The sequence below is a fragment of the Saccharothrix sp. AJ9571 genome (genome assembly GCF_021725495.1).
GTDB classification, from domain to species: Bacteria; Actinomycetota; Actinomycetes; order Mycobacteriales; family Pseudonocardiaceae; genus Amycolatopsis; species Amycolatopsis magusensis.
This window is the reverse complement of record NZ_CP091382.1, coordinates 9,127,607-9,149,223: the sequence shown is the minus strand read 5'-3', so window position 1 is coordinate 9,149,223 and position 21,617 is coordinate 9,127,607. Positions and strand designations below refer to the sequence as shown.

Annotated in this window: 17 protein-coding genes; 9 read left to right on the top strand and 8 right to left on the bottom strand. The window is 70.8% G+C overall.

Features of this window, described 5'->3' with window-relative positions:
• Positions 1-62: 62 nt before the first annotated feature.
• Together L3Q67_RS41385 and L3Q67_RS41380 are read right to left on the bottom strand one after the other, a co-directional pair.
• Entirely contained in the window at positions 63-698 is a 636-nt protein-coding gene (locus L3Q67_RS41385; protein WP_499186848.1) for an endonuclease V, read from the bottom strand.
• Positions 695-1,210, bottom strand: coding sequence for a ribonuclease FAU-1 family protein (locus L3Q67_RS41380; RefSeq protein ID WP_499186847.1), 516 nt, complete (start codon positions 1,208-1,210; stop codon positions 695-697). Before L3Q67_RS41380 ends, L3Q67_RS41385 begins: the two co-directional genes overlap by 4 nt.
• 58 nt (positions 1,211-1,268) lie before the next feature.
• Between L3Q67_RS41380 and L3Q67_RS41375 the strand changes: the two genes are divergently transcribed.
• From L3Q67_RS41375 to uvrB, 3 genes are all read left to right on the top strand, one after another.
• A complete protein-coding gene (locus tag L3Q67_RS41375; RefSeq protein WP_499186846.1) occupies positions 1,269-1,685 on the top strand; it encodes a RidA family protein in 417 nt (138 codons plus the stop codon).
• Between the two features lie 193 nt (positions 1,686-1,878).
• Positions 1,879-3,084, top strand: coding sequence for a DUF5685 family protein (locus L3Q67_RS41370; RefSeq protein ID WP_499186845.1), 1,206 nt, complete (start codon positions 1,879-1,881; stop codon positions 3,082-3,084).
• A 38-nt stretch (positions 3,085-3,122) separates the two neighbouring features.
• Positions 3,123-5,279, top strand: coding sequence for an excinuclease ABC subunit UvrB (gene uvrB / locus L3Q67_RS41365; protein WP_499186844.1), 2,157 nt, complete (start codon positions 3,123-3,125; stop codon positions 5,277-5,279).
• Between the two features lie 845 nt (positions 5,280-6,124).
• Here the strand turns inward: uvrB and L3Q67_RS41360 are convergent.
• The 3 genes from L3Q67_RS41360 to L3Q67_RS41350 all read right to left on the bottom strand — a co-directional run bounded on the left by L3Q67_RS41360 (position 6,125) and on the right by L3Q67_RS41350 (position 11,481).
• Positions 6,125-7,498: an alpha/beta hydrolase family protein gene (locus L3Q67_RS41360; protein WP_499186843.1), complete on the bottom strand. Its 1,374-nt coding sequence runs from the start codon at positions 7,496-7,498 to the stop codon at positions 6,125-6,127.
• Positions 7,499-7,609: 111 nt separating this feature from the next.
• Positions 7,610-8,572 (bottom strand): ABC transporter permease, encoded by a 963-nt coding sequence (locus L3Q67_RS41355; RefSeq protein WP_499186842.1) that lies wholly within the window; start codon positions 8,570-8,572, stop codon positions 7,610-7,612.
• The gene (locus L3Q67_RS41350) at positions 8,569-11,481 is read right to left on the bottom strand and encodes an alpha/beta fold hydrolase (RefSeq protein WP_499186841.1); all 2,913 of its coding nucleotides are present in this window, start codon (positions 11,479-11,481) and stop codon (positions 8,569-8,571) included. The genes L3Q67_RS41355 and L3Q67_RS41350 overlap by 4 nt, the downstream gene beginning before the upstream one ends.
• Before the next feature lie 287 nt (positions 11,482-11,768).
• Between L3Q67_RS41350 and L3Q67_RS41345 the strand changes: the two genes are divergently transcribed.
• The 3 genes from L3Q67_RS41345 to L3Q67_RS41335 are packed head-to-tail and all read left to right on the top strand — an operon-like array spanning position 11,769 to position 15,311.
• Positions 11,769-12,833, top strand: a complete 1,065-nt coding sequence (locus tag L3Q67_RS41345; protein WP_499186840.1) for a TerC family protein — start codon at positions 11,769-11,771, stop codon at positions 12,831-12,833.
• A 40-nt stretch (positions 12,834-12,873) separates the two neighbouring features.
• Entirely contained in the window at positions 12,874-14,805 is a 1,932-nt protein-coding gene (locus L3Q67_RS41340) for a S9 family peptidase (RefSeq protein WP_499186839.1), read from the top strand.
• Positions 14,802-15,311: a GNAT family N-acetyltransferase gene (locus L3Q67_RS41335; protein WP_499186838.1), complete on the top strand. Its 510-nt coding sequence runs from the start codon at positions 14,802-14,804 to the stop codon at positions 15,309-15,311. The genes L3Q67_RS41340 and L3Q67_RS41335 overlap by 4 nt, the downstream gene beginning before the upstream one ends.
• A gap of 86 nt (positions 15,312-15,397) precedes the next feature.
• On the opposite strand, the gene L3Q67_RS41330 is transcribed toward L3Q67_RS41335, so the two are convergent.
• Positions 15,398-16,054, bottom strand: a complete 657-nt coding sequence (locus L3Q67_RS41330) for an RES family NAD+ phosphorylase (RefSeq protein ID WP_209665629.1) — start codon at positions 16,052-16,054, stop codon at positions 15,398-15,400.
• 58 nt (positions 16,055-16,112) lie between these two features.
• The gene (locus tag L3Q67_RS41325; protein ID WP_395906180.1) at positions 16,113-16,697 is read right to left on the bottom strand and encodes a MerR family transcriptional regulator; all 585 of its coding nucleotides are present in this window, start codon (positions 16,695-16,697) and stop codon (positions 16,113-16,115) included.
• Between the two features lie 364 nt (positions 16,698-17,061).
• On the opposite strand from L3Q67_RS41325, the gene L3Q67_RS41320 reads away from it, so the two are divergent.
• Genes L3Q67_RS41320 through L3Q67_RS41310 form a run of 3 tightly spaced genes read left to right on the top strand, consistent with a single transcriptional unit; the run spans position 17,062 to position 20,615 of the window.
• Positions 17,062-18,624, top strand: coding sequence for a sugar ABC transporter ATP-binding protein (locus L3Q67_RS41320; RefSeq protein WP_499186837.1), 1,563 nt, complete (start codon positions 17,062-17,064; stop codon positions 18,622-18,624).
• Entirely contained in the window at positions 18,621-19,598 is a 978-nt protein-coding gene (locus L3Q67_RS41315; protein ID WP_499186836.1) for an ABC transporter permease, read from the top strand. The genes L3Q67_RS41320 and L3Q67_RS41315 overlap by 4 nt, the downstream gene beginning before the upstream one ends.
• Positions 19,599-19,610: 12 nt before the next feature.
• On the top strand, positions 19,611-20,615 hold the full coding sequence (locus tag L3Q67_RS41310) for a substrate-binding domain-containing protein (RefSeq protein WP_499186835.1): 1,005 nt from the start codon (positions 19,611-19,613) through the stop codon (positions 20,613-20,615).
• On the opposite strand, the gene L3Q67_RS41305 is transcribed toward L3Q67_RS41310, so the two are convergent.
• Positions 20,616-21,602, bottom strand: a complete 987-nt coding sequence (locus L3Q67_RS41305; protein ID WP_499186834.1) for a LacI family DNA-binding transcriptional regulator — start codon at positions 21,600-21,602, stop codon at positions 20,616-20,618. It lies immediately after the preceding gene.
• Positions 21,603-21,617 lie beyond the last annotated feature (15 nt).

Here is a 21,617-nt window from a genome sequence, read left to right as displayed (position 1 = left end):
GGCGGTCAGAAGCGCGGTCCACCGGCGGGTGCCGGGCATCCACCGATCGGTGGAGCGGCGGGTCAGTCCCTGGACAGCCGGTCCGCGGTGCGCGTGGTCTCGGGGAGGCGGAAGCGCGGGGTCAGGGTGAGTACGAGCTCGCAGGCGGTGTCGAGGTCCATCCGGTGGCCGATCGAGACGAACACCGGTTTCACGCCGTCCTGGGTGCGCAGCGCGCGGCCGACCACTTCGCCTCCGTCGCGCAGTTCCGACCACGCGCCGCGTTCTTCCGCGGGCGGTTCGTAGGCACCCAGCGCGTTCTTGCCGACACCGAGCGAAGGCAGTCCGGTGAGGACTCCGGCGTGGCAGGCGAGCCCGAAGCGGCGCGGGTGGGCCAGGCCCTGGCCGTCGCAGACGAGGACGTCCGGGGTGGTGGCCAGCTTCTCGAGGGCGCCGAGCAGGGCCGGCAGCTCACGGAAGGCGAACAACCCCGGTACGTAAGGGAAAGTGGCCTCGCCTTCGACCACGGCCTGGTCGACGACCGCGAGCGTGTCCAGGTCGAGCACGGTCACCGCGGCCCGCAGGCGTTGCCCGTACGCGACGTCGAGACCGGCCGCGGTCCGCGGCGCGAACCCCGGCGGCACCTCGTGGACCACCGAGGGCGCCAGGCGTTCCTGGACCTCGACCGCCTCGTCCACTGTGGACGGCCAGGTGGTCACTTGCGGCGCCAGACCGGGTGTTCGCCGGTGGTGGCGAGCCAGTCCCGCAGCCGGTAACCGTGCGCGGCGAGCCCGGCGACGGTGGCGTAGGTGGTCTCCAGCGCGCGCTGGGCGGTCTTCTCGGTGATCAGCCCGGCGACCGTCGCCTCGAGCAGCTCGTCGGTGTCGATCACCTCGAGGCCCTTGCCGTCGCGCAGCACGATGTCGACGTAGAGGTCGGTGGCGCGCCAGGTGTTCCCGTCGGTCTCCACGTCCACCACGTCGAGGTAGAAGTCCTGGTCGCGTTCGTGGCCGGGGCTGAACCAGAAGTCGGTGACCCGCAGGCCGCGCGCGGGCAGCAGCCACGACTCGATGTAGTGGAACTGCGCGCGGCCGGGCGCCGGGCGCGCCATGTACAACCCGTACGGCTCGACCCGGAACTCGTCGACCTCGCGGCTGATGCCCTTGTTGTCGATGTTCGCCGCGGTGTCCGGGTCGAAGGTCTCCACTTTGGGCGGATGCGGTGCGCTCATCCGCCCATCTTCCCGGTTCCGCCACCACGACCGCGGTTGATTCGGCAGGATCTCCCGCGTGTCCCGCCCGACGACGGAGAGCGAGCCGATGGAACTGCTGCCGCACAGCCCTGCCGACGGGGTCTACCCGGCGTCGGACGACTACGTCCATGCCATGGAGGTCCGCGGCGCCGGCCGCCTGCTGTTCGTGGCGGGCACGATGGGGCTCGACCCGCAGGGCGCGCCAGGCTCGACGCTCGCTGAGCAACTCGACCTCATCTGGGCCAACCTGCGGGTGATCCTGGCCTCGGCCGACATGACCGTGGACAACATCGTCCGGCTCACCAGCTACCTGCGCGACGCGTCCTACGCCGAGGCCAACGCCGAAGCCAGGGTGGCGGCACTGGGCGGGCGCGTGGTGCCGACGACCGCGATCGTGACCGAAACGCTCTCCGCCGACTGGCTGGTCGAAATCGAAGTGATCGCCGCAGGCTAGGTGCTGTCCGGCGAGTCAAGGTCGCGCTCTCCGCGCCCAGGTGGCCCCTGGCGGCACGGGCGAGTTCGGCCGAGTACGGCCAGTACGAGGCCGAATCGCCCGCACCGCCAGGAACCACCTGGATCACGAAGCCCATCGACCAGACTCACCGGACAGCACCTAGGGTGCCGCGGGAAACGAGGGGAAGCACCACATGTTCGGCATCATCCGGCCCTGCCGCCACCGCCTGTCACCGGACCAGCACGCGGACTGGCTGGCCCACCTCTGCGGCCTGTGCCTGGCGCTGCGCGACGAGCACGGGCAGCTCGCGAGGATGGTCACCAACTACGACGGCCTGGTGATCTCCGCGCTGGTGGAGGCGCAGGCCCCGCGGCCGGAGGGCCGCCGCGACGCCGGGCCGTGCCCGCTGCGCGCCATGCGTCCCACCTCGGTGGCGCGGGGGTCCGGGGCGCAACTGGCCGCCGCGGTCTCGCTGGTGCTCGCCTCGGCCAAGGTCAGCGACCACGTCGAGGACGGCGACGGCGCCTTCGGCCGCAAAGCCGTGGCAGGCGCCGCCCGCCGGGTGGCTTCGCGCTGGGCCGAGCAGGGCAGCCGGACGGGCGCGCGGATCGGCTTCGACACCGCCGTGCTCACCGAAGCGGTCGACCGGCAGGGCGAGGTCGAGCGCGCGGTCCGGCTCGGCGACCCGGTGCTGCTGGCCACCGAGCCCACCGAGGAAGCCACCGCGGCCGCCTTCGCGCAGACCGCGGTGCTGGCCGGGCGGCCGGGCAACGTCGCGCCGCTGACCGAGGTCGGCAGGCTCTTCGGCCGGGCGGCGCACCTGCTCGACGCGGTCGAGGACCTGGCGGAGGACACCGAGACCGGCGCGTGGAACCCGCTGCTGGCCACCGGCGCGACCGTCGCCGACGTCCGCCGCCACTGCGACGACGCCGTGCTGGGCGTCCGGCTGGCGATGAAGGAAGCCCGCTTCGAAGACGCTACGCTGGTGCACGCGCTGCTGGTCCACGAGCTGGAGCAGGCCGTCCGCCGGACCTTCGGGCACCTCGAGATCGAGGCGCACCACCCGGGCGGGCAGTCTCTCCACGGGCACCCGGGCCACTACGGACCGTACGGGCAGCAGCCGTCGCCGCCGCCCGGGGCGACCGGGCCGGGCGGGAAGCCACCCAAGAAGAAGCGGCACCCCGGTCCGCACGACGGTGACGGCGGCTGCTGCTGGGTGCCGAAGTTCCGGGTGCCCCCGCGCAAGCGCGGCGCGGTGCTGGGCTGCCTGGTGGCCTTCTACGAGTGCTGCAGCTGCCAGGTGTGCTGCCGAGACCCGTATCCCGGTCCGTTCAGCGGCAAGCCCAGGGACGCCTGGTGTGACAACTGCGACTGCTGCGACTGCGGCTGCGACTGCTGAGCTGAAAACTGTCGGTGGGTGCGCCTACCCTGGATCCCGTGGCTTTCGCAACCGAACACCCCGTGCTGGCGCAGTCCGAGTTCCGCCCCGTCTCCGAGGTCCCCCGGGCCGACGGGCGGTTCAAGATGGTCAGCGACTACGCGCCCGCCGGTGACCAGCCCGCCGCGATCGACGAGCTGGAGCGCCGGATCACCGGCGGCGAGAAGGACGTCGTGCTGCTCGGTGCCACCGGTACCGGCAAGTCGGCGACCACCGCCTGGCTGATCGAGCGGGTGCAGCGGCCGACGCTGGTGATGGCGCCGAACAAGACGCTGGCCGCCCAGCTGGCGAACGAGCTGCGCGACTTCTTCCCGCACAACGCGGTCGAGTACTTCGTCAGCTACTACGACTACTACCAGCCCGAGGCGTACATCGCGCAGACGGACACCTACATCGAGAAGGACTCGTCGATCAACGACGACGTCGAGCGCCTGCGTCACTCGGCCACGATGAACCTGCTCTCCCGGCGTGACGTGATCGTGGTCGCCAGTGTGTCCTGCATCTACGGCCTCGGTACGCCGCAGTCCTACCTCGACCGGTCCACCCGGCTGGCCGTCGGCGCCGAGGTCGAGCGCGACACCCTGCTCCGCGCGCTGGTCGACGTGCAGTACGCGCGCAACGACATCGCCTTCGCCCGCGGCACCTTCCGGGTCCGCGGGGACACCGTGGAGATCATCCCGGCGTACGAGGAGCTGGCCATCCGGGTCGAGTTCTTCGGCGACGAGATCGACAAGCTCTACTACCTGCACCCGCTCACCGGCGAGATCGTGCAGGAGCTGGACGAGGTGCGCATCTTCCCGGCCACCCACTACGTCGCCGGGCCGGAGCGCATGGAGAAGGCGATCCGGGGCATCGAGTCCGAGCTGGAGGGGCGGCTGGCCGAGCTGGAGAAGCAGGGCAAGCTGCTGGAGGCGCAGCGGCTGCGCATGCGCACCAGCTACGACATCGAGATGATGCGCCAGGTCGGCTTCTGCTCGGGCATCGAGAACTACTCGCGGCACATCGACGGCCGCCCGCCCGGGTCCGCCCCGGCCACCCTGATCGACTACTTCCCGGAGGACTTCCTCCTGGTCATCGACGAGTCGCACGTCACGGTGCCGCAGATCGGCGGCATGTTCGAGGGCGACATGTCCCGCAAGCGGAACCTGGTCGAGTTCGGCTTCCGGCTGCCCAGCGCCACCGACAACCGGCCGCTGACCTGGGAGGAGTTCTCCGACCGGATCGGCCAGACGGTGTATCTGTCGGCGACGCCGGGGCCGTATGAGATGGGTCAGGCCGGCGGCGAGTTCGTCGAGCAGGTGATCCGGCCGACCGGGCTGATCGACCCCGAGGTGGTGGTGAAGCCGACCGAGGGGCAGATCGACGACCTGGTGCACGAGATCCGCGAGCGGGCGGAGAAGGACGAGCGGGTGCTGGTCACCACGCTGACCAAGAAGATGTCCGAGGACCTCACCGACTACCTGCTCGAACTGGGCATCCGGGTGCGGTATCTGCACTCGGAGGTGGACACGCTGCGGCGGGTCGAGCTGCTGCGGCAGCTGCGCTCGGGCGACTTCGACGTGCTGATCGGCATCAACCTGCTGCGGGAGGGGCTCGACCTGCCCGAGGTGTCGCTGGTGGCGATCCTCGACGCGGACAAGGAGGGCTTCCTGCGCAGCGGGACCTCGCTGATCCAGACCATCGGGCGGGCGGCGCGGAACGTGTCGGGCCAGGTGCACATGTACGCCGACAGGATCACCGACTCCATGCGGCACGCGATCGACGAGACCAACCGCCGCCGCGAGAAGCAGATCGCCTACAACACCGAGCGGGGGGTCGATCCGCAGCCGCTGCGGAAGAAGATCGCCGACATCCTGGACCGGGTGTACAGCGAAGCCGAAGACACCGACGAGGTCGCCGTCGGGGGCTCGGGCCGCAATGTCTCGCGGGGCAAGAAGCCCGTACAGGGCGGCGGGGGCCGGAGCTCCGGCGTCCTGGTGGACAAGAATGTCGCCGGCATGCCGCGGGCGGAACTCGCGGACCTCATCCAGCAGATGACCGACCAGATGATGCAAGCCGCGCGGGACCTGCAATTCGAACTGGCCGCTCGCCTGCGAGACGAAGTAGCCGACCTCAAAAAAGAACTACGAGGCATGGACGCCGCCGGCATCAAATAACCCGGGCGCCCGAGTGTGTGGAACTCAGCTGCCCGAGTGCGGAACTCGGCTACCTGAGTGTGGAACTCGGGCTCCTGAACGTAGGTTTCGCCCGCCCGAACGTAGAACTCAACTGCCTGAATGCGGGCTTCGGCTACCTGAACGCAGGACTCGCCCGCCCTCCCACATCGCGAGCCCCACACTCAAGCACCCGAGCCCACGTTCCCGCACCCGAATCCCACATTCGGGCACGCGAACCCCGCGTTCAGGCACCCGAGTCCCACGTTCAGGCACGCGAACCCCGTGTTTGGGCAGCCGAGTTCTACACTCGGGTAGCCGAGTTCTACACTCGGGTAGCCGAGTTCTACGTTGAGGCAGCCGAGTTCTGCGTTCAGGCGCCCGAGTCCCACATTCGGGCTGGCGAGGCCTACGTCAGGCGCCGAGTCCTGCGTTCGGGCGGGCGAATCCCGCGTTCGGGCAGCTGAGTTCTACGCTCGGGTAGCCGAGTCCTACGTTGAGGCAGCCGGGTTCGGTGTTCGCGTGCGCGAGTCCTGCGTTCCTGGAGCCGAGTTCCACATTCAGGCAGGCGAGTTCCACATTCAGGCACCCGGGTCCTGCATTCGGGCAGGCGAACCCCACGTTCCTGTAGCCGAGTTCCACATTCGGGCGGGCGAACCCCGCGTTCATGCAGGCGAGTTCGACTTTCGGGTAGCCGAGTTCTGCGTTCAGGCGGGCGAGTTCTGCGTTCGGGTAGTTGAACCCCGCGTTCGGGCAGTCGAGTGCTGCGGGCGGTCGGGCGGGCGGCGCGGGGAGGTGGGCGAGTGGGTGGGGGACGTGGGGGTCGGGTGGCGGTGGGGAGGCTGGGGTTAGAGGCGGGGGCGGGTTTCGAGGAGGGGGTTTGAGTCGAGGGTGGGGAGTTGGGGCGTGGTGACCGAGTCGACGTCGGCCCAGCGTCGGACGGTCGCGGTGGCCCCGGCGGCATCCGAGGCCGGGAGCTGGCTGATCTTCGCGCCGTGGTTGCCGCCGGGGACGGTGTATGAGTACGAGTCCCGCGTACCCCAGCCCAGCTGGAAGGGTTCAGCGCCCCAGGGATCATTCTCCCCGTTCACGAACAGCAATTCCGAACCCCGCGTACGCACCCAGAAGTCCACATCCGGCATGGCCACCGGGTCGAACCGCGGCAGCGCCACCGAATCCGGGACGAAGGTGGCCGGCACATTCGTACCCGGGTATCGCAGCAGGTCTCGCAGGTGCCGTTCGTACGACCGCGGAGCCCCCAGCTGCACCGCGGCCTGGTAGTAGTACGGCACGTACCCCGCCAACTCCTGGTCCGCGTACGTGTTCAGGCTTTCCACGTCCACGTAGAACGCGAAGATCTCCGCCGTGGACGCCGAAGGCCCCGGCACCGAGGCGCAGTCCGCCTGCGTTTGGTACTGCCAGAACGTGAAGTACGAGTCGACGATCGCGATCTCCATCGCCTTGTCCTGCGAGCCGACGATGTCGAAGGTGTACCCCTTCGCGGCGGCCTCCGCCGAAGCCAGTGCGCCCAGTTCGCCGCGCCGTCGCAGGGACTCGCGTTGGTTGGCGCGCAAGGCTTCCCGGCACGCCGGGTCATCGCCCACAGTGGACAGGAACCGGTCGTAGACGTCCAGTCCGTCGAACACGTCGTTCGGGGCGACGTAGGCGATCGTGCCCTGGACGTCGGCGGGGTAGAACCGGCGGAAGTACACCGCGGTCATGCCACCCTTGCTCCCGCCGGTGGCCAGCCAGCGAGCCCCGTACAACCCCTTGAACGCCGCCGCCACCCGGTGCTGGTCGGTCGCCGCCTGCCAGATGGTCAGCTGCCTGCTCCAGTCCGCCGGTTCCGGGCGCGACGGCGTGAAGTACCGGTACTCCATCGACAGCTGGTTCCCGTCGACCAGCTGCGTCGGCTCCGACCGGTTCGGGTTCTCCGAGACGTTGTACCCGCTGGTGTACATCACCATCGGCGCCTTCACGTCCTGGTGCAGCAGGGTGAGCCGCTGCTCGAACGAACCGGCGCCGGGACGCCGGTGGTCCGCGGGCTGGGTGAAGGTCAGCTTGAAGAACCGGAACCCGGCGGGCGCGGTCCCCTCGGACACCACGGTCAACCCGGGCACGCGCTTCAACGCGTCCGCGATGTCCTCGGCGGCCTGTGCCGTAGGGGAGGCCAGCACCACGGCCATCAGCAACGCCGCCACCGCGGCACCGAACCTGCGCATCGCCGAATCCTCACAGAATTCGGCCGTGGTGGGCAATCGGCTATCCGGAGGTGGCGACGAAAAGCCCCGGCCGTCCAGTGGACGACCGGGGCCACGACAGCCGAAACAAACTCAGCTGGTGATGTCCTTCGTGGCGAACCGGCGGGCGGCCAGCAGGCCGAACACCGTGCCGAACAGCACCGAGGACAGCGCCCCGCTGGCCATGTTCGACCAGTCGATGTCCGTGGAGATCACGTCGATCCACGCGAACGAGTAGTGCGTCGGCAGGTAGTTCCGCAGGTCCTCCAGCGCGGTGATCTGGTCGAGGATCTGCGACACGATCGCCACCAGCACCGCGCCGCCGACCGCGCCGAGCGGTGCGTCGGTGAGCACGCTGAGCAGCAGCGCCAGCCCGGCCACCCAGGCCAGCTGGACCATGATGTAGACGATCGCCATGCCCAGCGCGAGCAGGCTGTCGGCGAAGGTCACCGCGTCCCCGGTGGGGCTGATCGCGTCCCCGGCGCCGTACCAGACCACGCCGACCAGCAACGCCACCAGCGGCAGCAGCACCAGCGCGATCGCCGAGAGCAGTGCCGAGACGATCGCCTTCTGCCGCAGCACCCGGTGCCGCGGCACCGGGATGGCGAGCAGGTACTTCAGGCTCGACCAGGACGCCTCGCTGGCGATGGTGTCGCCGAAGAACAACGCGACGATCATCGGCAGCAGGAACGTGCCCGAGACGAACAGCGCCAGCACCACGAAGTTCGGTGCGCTCGCGGTGGCCAGGTCGACGAACCCGCCCGTCCGGCGGTTCGGGTTCGACTCCCCGATCTCGAAGGCGATCACCAGGACGAACGGCAGCAACGCCACGAGCCCGAGCACGAGCTGCGTGCGCCGCCGCTTGAGCTGGCGCCGCAGTTCGACGCCGAGCCCCAAAGTCCGCCCGGCGCGGTAGCCGGCGACGGCCCCGTCCGGACCGAACTCGGTGGCTTCGGCGCTGGCCGCGTCGGTCAGTTCCTGCAGTGCCGCCGGATCGGTGTGCACGCCGTGGTCGACCGTCGCGTTGGCGTCGGCCAGTTTCTCCACCTTGCTCATGCGCTCGCCTCCTCTCCGACCAGTTGCAGGAACGCGTCTTCCAGCCGTCGCCGCGGTCCGGCCTGCTCGACCGCGATCCCGGCCTTGACCAGCAGGGCCACCGCGTCGGCGCGCGGCGTGCCGTCCAGGTCCGCGTGCACCAGCCTGCCTTCGATGTCCACATCGGACACCCCGGCCTCGCGCAGCGCCTCGGCGGCCGCCTCCGGGCGGTCCACCCGGAAGGTCGCCTCGCCGCCCGCCGCGACGATGTCGTTGACCTCGCCTGCGGCCACCAGCCTGCCGCGGTGCATCACCACCACGTGGCTGCAGGTCTGCTCGACCTCGGCGAGCAGGTGGCTGGACACCACCACGGTGCGCCCGGTCGCGGCGTAGCGCTGCAGCACCTCGCGCATCTGGTGGATCTGTGGCGGGTCGAGCCCGTTGGTCGGTTCGTCGAGCACGAGCAGCTGCGGCAGGCCGAGCATGGCCTGCGCGATCGCGAGCCGCTGCCGCATGCCCTGGCTGTAGGTGCGGACCTTGCGGTGCACCGCGTCGCCGAGCCCGGCGATCTCGAGCGCCTCGGTGAAGTGCGCCCGGCCGGCCGGCCGCCCGGTGGCGTCCCAGTACAGCCGCAGGTTGTCGTGACCGGACAGGTGCGGCAGGAAGCCGGAACCCTCCACGAAGGACCCGATCCGTGACAACACCGGCGCGCCGGAGGTGATCGTGTGGCCGAACACCCGGATCTTCCCCGAGGTCGGCGTGATCAGGCCCATCAGCATGCGCAGCGTGGTGGTCTTGCCCGCGCCGTTCGGCCCGAGCAGGCCGAGCACCTGGCCCGGTTCCACGCGGAAGGACAGGTCCTTCACCGCGGTGACCCCGCCCGGGTACGCCTTGGTCAGGTTCTCGATCACCAGCGGCGTCTCCGCCAGTTCCTCGTCGAGCACGTGCGAGCGCTTGCGCCGGATGCCCGCGAGCACGGCCACCAGCAGCGCCGCGAGCAGCGTGCCCGCGATCCCGAGCACCTGCCCGACCGGCCAGCCGGTGCTGACCGCGGTGCCCGGCACCACCGGCACCCCGAGGGTGCTGCCCTCGGCGAGCGAGATCCGGTAGGTGGCGGCCTGCACCGGCGTGGCGTACGCCTGGTCGGTGGTGCTCACCACGAGCACCAGCGAGTGCCCGGCCTCGACCGGCCGCACGATCGGCGGCAGGGTCACGGTGACCTCGGCGGCCGAGCCGTCGGCGGGCAGCGCCGGGATCCGGATCGGGGCGACCGAGTTGCCCGGCAGCGTGCGGGTGCCGTCCTGGCTGGCGTCGTACAGCTTCGCGAACAGCACCGCGCCGTCGGGCGAGACCGGGCCGTTCGCGGCGACGCGCAGCCGGACCGTCGACGAGCCGGTGACCAGCACCTGCGAGTCGACCGGTGCGGAGGTGAAGCGCGCGGACTGGCCCGGCGGCTCGACCGAGAAGAGCCCAGCCAGCCGCGACGAACCCGCCGCGATCCCGTTGAGCCCGGGGATGCCGCTCACCGCCGCCGGATTGCCGCCCGGTGGGTTCACGATCGGCTGTTCCGGCCCGGTCAGCGCGATCTGCCGCCGTTCGGCCGGGGGAGCGCCGATGCCCGGGTAGGCGGGGGCCTCGACCGTGCGGACCGACGGCGCGCCGTCCGTCCGCAGCGCGCCCTGGACGTCGTAGGCGAAGCCGGTGCCGGGGTCGGTGCCCTCACCCTTGAGGTGGAAGGCCATCCAGTCACCGATCTGCGCGCGCAGCTTCGGGCCGGGGCGGCCGCCGTCGTGCCCGCCGGCGAACCAGATCGACTTGACCTTGCCGCCGGCCGCGGCGATCTGCCGGGCGGTGGCGTCGGACTGGTCGAGGCCGAACAGGGTGTCCCGCTCGCCCTGCACCAGCAGCGTCGGCGCGGTGATGTTCGAGGTCACCGACACCGGGGAGACGCGCCGCAGCAGTTCCAGCGTCTCCGGCCCGGCCTTGCCGGTCGCGGCGACGTCGGCGTAGGCCTTGCAGGCGGCTTCGGTGAACCGGCCGCACGGGTCGCCCGCGCCGGGCGGACCGCCCTGGCCGGCCTGCCCGCCGGGCTGGCCCGCACCCGCCATCGCCCCCGCGGCGGCCGCGGTGTCCTGGCCGCCGCCCATGCCGCCGCCGGACGAGTCGTCCTGTTCCTGCCCGGCTTCGGGGGCTTCAGCGCCGGGGTCACCGGAGGAAGCGCCGCCGGAACCGGCGGAGAAGAAGATGCCCGCCCAGGACCGCTTGAACACCCCGTCCGGCGCGAAGGCGTTCTCCGCCGGCGTGCCCGCCGCCGAAGCCGCCGGGGTCGCCGAGTTGGGGATCAGGCCCTGGCCCAGGTCGTTGTAGGTGATCACCGGCGCGATGCTGTCCACGCGCTTGTCGATCCCGGCGAGCAGCAGCGAGAGCGCGCCGCCGTAGGAACCGCCGGTGACGCCGACACGTGGGTCGCCGGGGCCGTCGGTCCGGACCTCCGGCCGCTGGGCCAGGTTGTCGAGCAGGCGCTGCGCGTCGGCGACCTCGTAGTCGGGGTCGTTCAGCGCGATCTGCCCGGTGCTGCGGCCGAAGCCGCGCGCGGACCAGGCCAGCACGACGAACCCGCGTTCGGCCATCTCCCGCGCGTCGGCGGCGACGCTGTTCTTGCTGCCGCCGAAACCGTGGGACATCAGCACAGCGGGCGCGGGGGTCACCTCGGGGAGGTAGAGGGTGGTGTCCAAGCGGACACGTTCGGGCGAACCGGGCGCCGCGGCGACTTCGACGGTGGCGTCCTCGGTGCGGATCGGCGAGGTTTCCTCGCCGCTCTGCGACCAGACGAGCACACCGGCCGCGGCGACCACGACGACCAGCGCCAGCGCGGTCAACCGGCGCCGGGGCGTGGTCAGCCCGGCTCTGGATAGTGGATTCGGGGGCACGCCACAGACCGTATGGGACGTTTGCTGAGAGTGCCCTGTGGGTATCTGGTTGCTCGGGCGTGACGCAGGTTACGCCGGGCAATTCGGTGACACCGGTGACCCCGGCTGGCGTTTGACCCGCTCAACGGTGAAGATGGTCAAGCACGTGGAGGGGAGTATTCCTTCGCGATGGCGTCGTCAGCACGGCCGTCCTCAGTGGCGCCCGGCGCCATCGACCGGCCGCAGGGTTGGTGGAAGAGACCTCCGGGTAGTGGTTGGTCGTCCCCGCTATACCGGAGGGTAGTTTCATGACGGTTCCTTTGTGGCTATGGATCGCTACGATCGGTGGCCTGCTGGTCCTGATCGCCATCGACCTGGTCGTGGTCGATCGCAAGCCGCACCAGGTGACCACCGGCGAAGCCGCCCGGTGGGTCACCTTCTACGTCGCCTGCGCCATCCTGTTCGGGATCGGCATCTGGGTCTTCGGCGGCCAGAACTCCGGGGTCGAGTTCTTCACCGGGTACATCACCGAGTACTCGCTCAGCGTGGACAACCTGTTCATCTTCATGGTGATCATGTCCTCGTTCAAGGTGCCCGCGATCCACCAGCACCGCGTGCTGCTGATCGGCATCCTGCTCGCGCTGGTCATGCGCGGGGCGTTCATCGCCGTCGGCGCCGCCCTGATCGCCCAGTTCGTCTGGGTGTTCTTCGTCTTCGGCGCGATCCTGATCTGGACCGCGGTCAGCATGGTGCGCGGCAACGACGACCACGAGGAATACCACGAGAACGCGGTCACCAAGTTCGTCCGCCGGATCTTCCCGGTGACCGAGGACTACGTCGGTCACAAGTCCTTCGTCAAGCGGGACGGCAGGCGCTGGATCACCCCGATGTTCGTGGTCATCGTCGCCATCGGCAGCGCCGACCTGCTCTTCGCCGTCGACTCCATCCCGGCCATCTTCGGCATCACCCAGGACGCCTACCTGGTCTTCGCCGCCAACGCCTTCGCGCTGATGGGCCTGCGGCAGCTGTACTTCCTGCTCGGCGGCCTGGTCACCAAGCTGGTCTACCTGTCCTACGGGCTGGCGATCATCCTCGGCTTCATCGGCGCCAAGCTGTTCCTGCACGCGCTGCACGAGTACCACCTGGTGCCGGACTGGCTCGACATCAACAACTGGGTTTCGCTCGGCGTGATCGTCACCGTGCTGACCCTGACCACGGTGCTCAGCCTGCGCAAGGCCCGCAAGGACCCGGAGTCGGTCCAGGGGCCGAACCTCGAGCTGAACGCCAAGTCGCCGGAGGAGCGCGAAGCCGAGGCCGGGGCGCTGGACGCCGACGGTCGCGAGTCCGCCGGGCACGCCCAGCCCGAGCGCTGATTCCGCCGCGGGAGCGGCCGGGAGTTGTACGGTCGGAAGCGTGCTTCCGACTGACATCGAACTGCTGACCGCTCCCCGCTCGCCCGCCCTGCACGGCGACCTGCTGCTGACCGGGCTGTCCCGGCCCGACCTGGAGGCGAACCGCGCCCACGGCGTGGTTCGCCGGGTCGGCCTGGCCGGCGGCGACCGGCCGTGGACCTACGGCCCGCGCGACAGCGCCCCGGCCATCTCACCGGACGGGTCGCGGGTCGCTTTCCTGCGGGTGACGGGCGAGCGGGGGGCGCAGGTGCACGTGATGCCTGCCGACGGTGGCGAAGCCAAGCGGATCACCGATGTGCCGCTGGGCGTCGAGGGGTACAGCTGGGGCCCGGATTCCCGGCGGATCGCGTTCACCGCCCGGGTGCCCGAGCCAGGGCGGTACGGCACGCCCGACGCCGGCGGCCGGACCCCCGACGCCGGTGCCGAGGCGCCGCGCCGGATCACCCGGTTCGACTACCGGATCGACCACGTCGGCTTCCTGCTCGACCGTCCACAACGGCTGTTCGTGGTGGACAGTGAAATCGAGGAACCGACCGAGCTGACCCCGCTCACCGACGACCGGGTGGACGTCCACGATCCCGAATGGACACCCGACGGTGAGTTCGTGCTGGTCGCGGCACCGCGCGACTGGGGCCGGGTGGAGACGCTGAACTCCGACCTCTACGCCGTGCCCGTCGCCGGTGGTGAGCCGGTGCTCGCCGTCCGCACCGAAGGCGACGCGGCGGCACCGCTGGTCACCGCGGACGGCACCGTCTACTTCCACGGTCTCGAGTTCACCGGGGTCGACATGGTGCGCAACCGCGGGCTGTGGACCGCGCCGCTGCGCACGGACGGCGAGCCCGCCACCGCCCGGCGGATGACCGACGCCGAGACCGTCGACACCGACAGCGGGGCGGGCAGGCCCGCCGTGCTGGGGGACGAGGTCCTGGTGGTCGTGCGCACGCACGGCGCGGCCGAACTGCGGGCCGTGCCCTTGGACGCGCACCTGGCCAAGCTCGCCGATCTGCGGTGCTTGCTCGGCGAGAAGGCGGCGGTGCAGGCGTTCACCGTGGACGGTGAGCGCGTCGCCGCGGTGGTGGCTTCGCCGTCGGACGCCGGGGAAGTGGTCCTTCTCGAGAACGGTGAGTCACGCACGCTGACCGAGTTCTCCGCGCCGCTGCGGGGGAAGGTGCGCACCGCGGTGGAGTTGACGGCCACCGCGTCGGATGGGCACGAAGTACACGGTTGGGTGGTGCTGCCGGAGGGCGACGGGCCGCACCCGGTCCTGCTGGTGATCCACGGCGGGCCGTTCTCGCCGTACGAGTGGTCGCTGTTCGACGAGGCGCAGGTGTACGCGTCCGCAGGCTACGCGGTGGTGATGGCGAACCCGCGCGGCTCGGCCGGGTACGGCGAGGCACACGGACGGGCGATCGTCGGCGCGCTGTGCACAGTGGACGTCACGGACCTGCTCAGCTTCCTGGACGCCGCGCTGGAGCGACCCGACCTGGACGCGTCGCGCGTGGGCGTGATGGGCGGGTCGTACGGCGGGCTGATGACCACCTGGCTCTCGGCGCACCACGGCGAGCGGTTCCGCGCGGCGTGGAGCGAGCGGGCGGTCAACGCCTGGGACTCGTTCGCCGGGAGTTCCGACATCGGCTGGGAGTTCGCCGAGTGCTACGTCGGCACCGATCCGGAGGTGCAGCGCGAACGCAGCCCGCTGACCTACGCGGCGAAGATCGGCATCCCGTTCGCCGTGGTGCACTCCGAGGAGGACTGGCGGTGCCCGCTCGAGCAGGCGCAGCGGCTGTTCGTGGCGCTGAGGGGCAACGGGGTGGAGACGGAGTTCCTGCTGTTCCCCGGTGAAGGGCACGAGTTGAGCCGGTCCGGGCGGCCGCGGCACCGGGTTCAGCGGTTCGACGCGGTGCTCGAGTGGTGGGGGCGGCACCTGGCATGAGCGTGCGATGGGCCGTCCGCCGAGCCGAAGCCGCCGACGCACCGCGGCTGGCCGAAATCAACCTGACCGGCTGGCGGACGGCCTACCGCGGCATCCTGCCCGACGCCTACCTGGAGTCGCTGCGCCAGGCGGACTGGGAGGACATGTTCGCCGCCCGCCTGGCGGCGATGACCGAGCGGACGGTGACGTGTGTCGCGGTGAACTCCGCCGGCGACATCGGCGCCTACGCCATCGCCGTCGGCGACAGCAGGCCCGGCATGCTCGGCGCCCTCTACGCCGCCCTCGAATGGCGCGGCACCGGCGCGGGCCACGCCGTGCACGAAGCCGCCCTGGCCCACCTGACCACCTGCGGCTTCTCGCACGCCGTGGTCTGGGTCTTCGAGGAGAACTTCCTGTCGCGCCGCTTCTACGAGAACCACGGATGGCTGTGTGACCAGGTCACCCAGACTTCGCAGATCGCCGACCGCTCCGCCGTCGAAATCCGCTACTCGCGCCTCTTACCTTGACCGACCGTGCCGTGAAAGCCAATTCACGGCCGATTCCGCCGTGAATGTGGCTTTCACGGCACCTGGGCGGCCTCCGCGAAGAAGGGCTAGTTGACCATGTCGTAGTTGAGTTCGTGGCACACGCGGCCCAGCGGGACGTCCAGCCCCGGGTGGTCCAGCGGCAGCAGGACCTCCGGCTTCAGCGGGAGCGCCCCGCCGGCTGGAGGGTCCCACAGGCACAGGGCCGGGTCACCGGAGTCCATCGACGAGCGGTACCACAGCCCGTCCAGGTCGCCGAAGGCCGAGCGGATGGCCCGCGCCCACGCCTGGGTGATCTTCTTCGGCCCGCTGGAGATCTCCTGCGAGGCCCCGACCCTGGTCGGCCACAGGCCGCCGAGGTCGAGCAGGCGCAGGGTGCGCGTCGGCCGGACCACGACCAGGCGCGGGCCGCGGGTTTTGCGGTCCACGGTGGACGTGGTCTGGTACACCTCCGCGACGCTGGTGCGCACGGTGAGCCCGAAGTAGAGCACCCCGTTCTTCGGGTCGGTCACCGGCACGCCGCCGCGGCCCGGCCGCTGCGGGTCGAAGCGGCCGTGCGGCAGCGGTCCGGTGTAGCGGAACGTGTTCCACTGCTGGGGGTGGTTGCCGTGCGCGGTGAAGATGCGCACCAGCCTGGTCGCCGGGTGCACCGCGACGACGTCCTCGGTGCGCCGCAGTTCCCTGACCAGGACGGCACGCGCGGGTGGCAGGGGGAGCCTGGCCATGCGTGGGGTTCAACACTTTCTCGTGCGGACAGGTGATCTCGGGGGAGAGCCGGAGCGCTCAGGCGGGGGTGCCCAGCGTCTCGGTCAGCCGGGCGACGGGCTCGGGATCACCGCCCGCCAGCAACCACTGCCGGGGAGTCGCCGGCCGGTCGTTGATCACCAGGTCCGGTTGCGGGGTGCTGATGAACGCGGCCACCACGAGTGGTGGCTGGTCCTCCGGCACCGCGCGCAGCACCACGTCCAGCCCGGGCAGCAGCCCGGAGGAGGTGAACTGCCACGACGGCAGCCGCCAGCCGCCCTGCGCCTTCCACGCGGCCAGCCTGCGGTCCTTGATCTTGTGCCGGATGCGGCTGTCGTCCACGCCCAGTCGTTCGGCCGCGGCCAGCACGGTCAGCGACGAGTCGGCCAGCACCGCGTGCGCGGCCACCGTCCTGGCGCGCATGTCCGGTTCGCTGTTCGCCTGCGGGGACAGGTCCAGTCCGACGTCGATGAGCGCGTCCTGCTGGTCGGCGGAGAAATAATCCGCCGGGTCCGGATTCGGCGGGGACAGTTTGCGGGCCGCGTCCTCGACGTGCGTGAGGAATTCGGTCGCGTCCACCTTGAGCCCGGCTTTCGCCAGTACGGTCTCCAGCGCCATAGACATGCACCCAGACTATCCTGTGTGTGCGGGTTCGTGCGGTCTCGTGCCGCTATTGTGTGGCAAGTCACCAAAGATCGACACAGAATGCACATAACTCAACACGTACGGTAGACGAACGTGGGTCAGTCTGACCGTCCCGGGTGCTGTTGTCCAGAGTCCTTCGGTGGTTCGTCACAGAGGCGATCCGAGCTTATTCCGCGGGTGACCGTCCCTGCCCCGGCATCTCCGACGAGGGTGCCCGGCGGATGGGCGTCGAAACCGATGGGGTGCACCTTCCGATCCGTGGAAGGGCGGTGCTTGACACCCGCGACGGGTGACCCTAGCTTGGGCAATCGTTTTCTCAGGCCACCGCCGGCAGGGGGCGGGCATGACCGATCGGGCACCGCTGGTCGCCATGACGGGCATCAGCAAGTCCTACGGCGGGGTGCGCGCCATCCGGGACGCCGGGTTCACCGTACACGCCGGTGAGGTGCACGCGTTGCTCGGCGAGAACGGCGCCGGAAAATCCACCCTGATGAAGGTGCTCGCCGGTGAGGTGGGCGGATACCAGGGCGAAATCCGGATCGACGGGGAGCCGGTGCGCTTCGGCGGCCCGGCCGACGCCCAGCGCGCGGGCATCTCGATGATTCCCCAGGAACTCGACCTGGTTCCGGCGCTTTCGGTGGCGGAGAACATCTTCCTCGGCCGGGAACCACGGACCCGCTTCGGCACGCTCGACCGGCGGCGCATGCTCACGGCCGCGCGCGACCTGCTCGCCCGCACCGGCGTCGACCTCGATCCGAAGCGGCCGGTGGAGCACCTGCGCACCGGGGAACAGCAACTGGTCACCATCGCCAAGGCGCTCTCGCTCGACGCCCGCGTGCTGATCATGGACGAGCCCACTTCCGCGCTTCCGCCCGCCGAAGCCGAGCAGTTGTTCCGGGTGATCGCCGAGCTGCGTGCGGGCGGTGCGGGCATCGTCTACATCTCGCACCGCATGGCGGAGATCGGCCGGCTCGCCGATCGTGCCACGGTGGTGCGCAACGGCCGGGTGGTCGCCGAGTTCGACGCCCGCGAAATGACCGCCGAGCAGGCGTCCGAAGCGATGGTGGGCCGCCGGGTGGAGCAGCTCTACAGCACCGAACACACCGAGCTCGGCAGAGCCGACGGCCGCGTGCTGCTGGGGGTGGAGAACCTCGCGGTGCGCCCCCGGCGGCCGGTGCCCGGCAGGCGTGAGCCCGCCGGAATCTCGCTGCGGGTAGCGGAAGGCGAGATCGTCGGCCTGGCCGGACTCCTCGGTTCCGGGCGCACCGAACTGCTGGAGACGTTGTACGGCGTGGGTACACCCGGCCGGTGGACGGGCCGCGTCCGGCTGCACGGCAAGGAGATCCATCCGAACGGCCCGCGCGAAGCACTCCGGCACGGGATCGCGTTCGTGCCGGAGGACCGCCGCACCTCCGGGCTGGCGCTGGAGCATTCGGTGCTGGCGAACACGGTGCTGTCCGTGGTCGGCCGGATCGCGCGGTTCGGCGTGGTCCCCGCCGCGCGGGAACGGCAGGCCGCGATGAGCACGGCGGAACGGCTCGGCATCACCCTGTCCGGCCTCGCCGCGCCCGCGGGCTCGCTGTCCGGCGGCAACCAGCAGAAGGTGGTGCTCGGCCGCACCCTGCTGACCGAACCGGCGTTGCTCCTGCTGGACGATCCGACCCGGGGCGTCGACGTCGGCGCGAAGGCGGAGATCTACCGGCTGCTGGCCGAAATCGCCGGCCAGGGCGTCGGCGTGCTCCTGGCGTCGTCGGAACTCGCGGAACTGACGGGGGTGTGCGACCGGGTGGTGGTGCTGCGCGAGGGGCGGAGCGTGCGCGAACTGCGCACCGCCGAGGCGCGTGAGGCCGAGCTGCTGGCCGCGTCGATGGGCGAGGTGGCCACACTTCCGGGGGAGGCCGGATGACCGCCTGGCTGTTCCGCTTCCAGAGCCTGTTCGGGCTGGTGCTGGTGTTCCTCGCCGCCGTGGTCTTCTCGCCGGTGCGGAACGGGGAACTGCTCTTCCTGGACAGCGGCAACCTGTTCAACGTGGTGCGCGCGATGTCGGAGATCGGCATCCTCGCCGTCGGCATGACCTTCGTGATCCTGGTCGGCGGCATCGACCTCTCGGTCGGCTCGGTGCTCGGCCTGGCCAGTGTCGGCGCGGCGGTGCTGCTGGTGCGCCAGGACTTCGGGGTGCTGCCCGCGGTGACGGCCGTGCTCGCCGCCGGGCTGGCCTTCGGGCTGCTGCAAGGCGTGGTCACGGCGAAACTGGGTATCCAGGCGTTCATCGTGACGCTGGCGGGCATGCAGATCGCGCGGGCGCTCGCCCGGATCTTCTCGGGTGGGCAGGGGGTGGAGATCGCGTACGGGGACGCACCCGGCCGCGCGCCGACGGCCTTCTCCCTGCTCGGCGAGCGCACGTTCAACGGGTTGGTGCCGATCCCGGCGCTGATCTTCGCCGTGGTCGCCGGACTGGCCGCGATCCTGCTGCGCGTCACCGCCTTCTCCCGTCACGTCTACGCCATCGGCGGCAACGAGAAGGCCGCGCGGCTGTCGGGTGTGCCGGTGGACCGGGTGAAGATCCTGGTCTTCGGCCTGTGCGGGCTGCTCGCCGGGCTGGCCGGGCTCGTGCACGCGGGCCAGCTGAACTACGGCGGTCCCCACGACGGGTCGATGGCCGAGCTGGACGCCATCGCGGCGGTGGTGATCGGCGGAGCGAGCCTGTCCGGCGGGCGGGGCACGGTGGTCGGTACGGTCGCCGGGGCGCTGCTGGTCGGGGTGCTGCGCAACATCCTGACGCTGAACAACATCGACTCGAACGTGCAGCTGCTGATCATCGGACTGGTGATCGTGGCGGCCGCGGGCCTGCAGCGCCTGCGACCGGCCGCGGTGGGGTAAAGGGAGGAACTCATGCCAATTCGCAAGCGTGGCGCGCTGGCGTTGCTGCTCGGCACGGCACTGGTGGCGACCGTGGCGACGGGCTGCGGCACCACCAGCGAGAACGCGGGCGGCAAAGCCGAGCCGAAACCGTGCGGCGGGGCGGGCGGCAAGTACACGATCGGGGTGAGCCAGGCCAACGTCGCCGAGCCGTACCGGGAGCGGATGGACGCCGACATCCGGCAGGCCGCCACCGCGGTGCCCCAGTTCACCGTCAACTTCGCCGACGCGCAGCAGGACAACTCCAAGCAGGTCGAGCAGGTGGAGAACTTCATCACCCAGCAGGTCGACCTGCTCATCGTCAGCCCGAACGAGGCGAGCCCGCTGACTTCGGTGGTGAAGAAGGCCTACGAGCGCGGCATCCCGGTGCTGGTGCTGGACCGCAAGGTCAACGGCGACGCCTACACCTCGTTCATCGGCGCCGACAACTTCGACATCGGCCGCCGGGCGGGCGAGTTCGTCGCCCAGACGCTGCTGCCCGGCGGTGGCCGGGTGGCCGAGCTCAAGGGCCTGGCGGGCTCCAGCCCGGCCAGGGAACGCAGCGACGGGTTCAAACTCGGCATCGGCGGCAAGGGCATCGAGATCGTGGCCAGTGCCGACGGCGACTGGCTGCGCGACCGGGGCCGCCAGCAGGCCGACGCGCTGCTCAAGGGCACACCCGGCGTCCAGGTGGTCTACGCGCACAACGACCCGATGGGCGAGGGCGCCTACCTCGCCGCGCAGGACGCCGGGCTGACCGGGATCCGGATCGTCGGCATCGACGGGCTGCCGATCGAGGCGGGCGGCATCAAGGCGGTGGAGGCGGGCAGGCTGGCGGCCACCTTCGTCTACCCGACCGGGGGCAAGGAGGCGGTCGACTCGGCGCGCAAGATCCTGGTCGACTGCCAGCAGGTGCCGAAGGTGCAGGGCCTGGCGATCGAGCGGGTGACCAAGGACAACGCGGCCGAGGTCTACACCCGCCTCAACACCGGCGGCTGATCACCGGTGGCTGCTGCCGCGCTCGATCAGCTCGGCGGCCAGCACCCTGGCCTCGGGCGGCCGGGAGCTGTCGGCGATGCGGTCGAGCAGCAGCCGGGCGGCGATGCTGCCGATCTCGTAGGCGGGCTGGGCCACCACGGTCAGCGGCGGGTCCACCAGCGCGGCCCACGGCGTGTCGTCGAAGCTCACCAGCCCGACGTCGCGCCCGGGCCGCAACCCGCGCTCTCGCAGCGCTTCCAGCACACCGATGGCCATGGTGCTGTTGATCACGAGCAGCGCGTCCGGCGCGTCGGCGTCGAGCAGATCCAGGGTCGCCGCCTTCGCGTGCGCGGTGCGCAGTTCGCACCGGCGGACGTAGGTCTCCTGCTGGGTGTCGGAGCCGGCGATCGCGCTCCGGTACCCGGCCAGGCGGTCGTCCGCGGTGCGCACGCCCTCCGGCCCGGTGAGGCAGCCGATCCGCCGGTACCCGCCCTCGATCAGGTGCCGGGTCGCTTCGTCCGCGGCGCATCGGGTGTTGACCAGCACCTGGTCGCCGTCGACCGCGTCCAGCGGGCGGTCCACCGCGACCACCGGGGTGCCGCGGCCGAGCAGCGGGGTGACGTCGGTGCCGCCGCCGGTGGGCGAGAGGACCACACCGGCCACCCGCTCCTGCAGCGCCACGTCCAGGTAGCGGCGTTCCTTCTCGGCGTTTTCGTCCGAGTTGCACAGCACGACCGAATACCCTGAGGTCTGCGCCACGTCCTCCACGCCGCGGGCGATCGCGGTGAAGAACGGGTTCTCCACGTCGGAGATCACCAGCGCGAGCACCGCGGTCTCCTGGCGGCGCAGGTTCCTGGCCAGCCCGTTCGGCTGGTAGCCGAGGGCGGCGGCGGCCTCACGCACCTTCTCCGCCAGCGCGGGGTCCACAGTGGACTTGCCGTTGAGTGCCCTCGACACCGTCGCGGTGGACACCCCGGCCCTGGCCGCCACGTCGCTGATGGTCGCCATGGCGGGCCCCCTTCC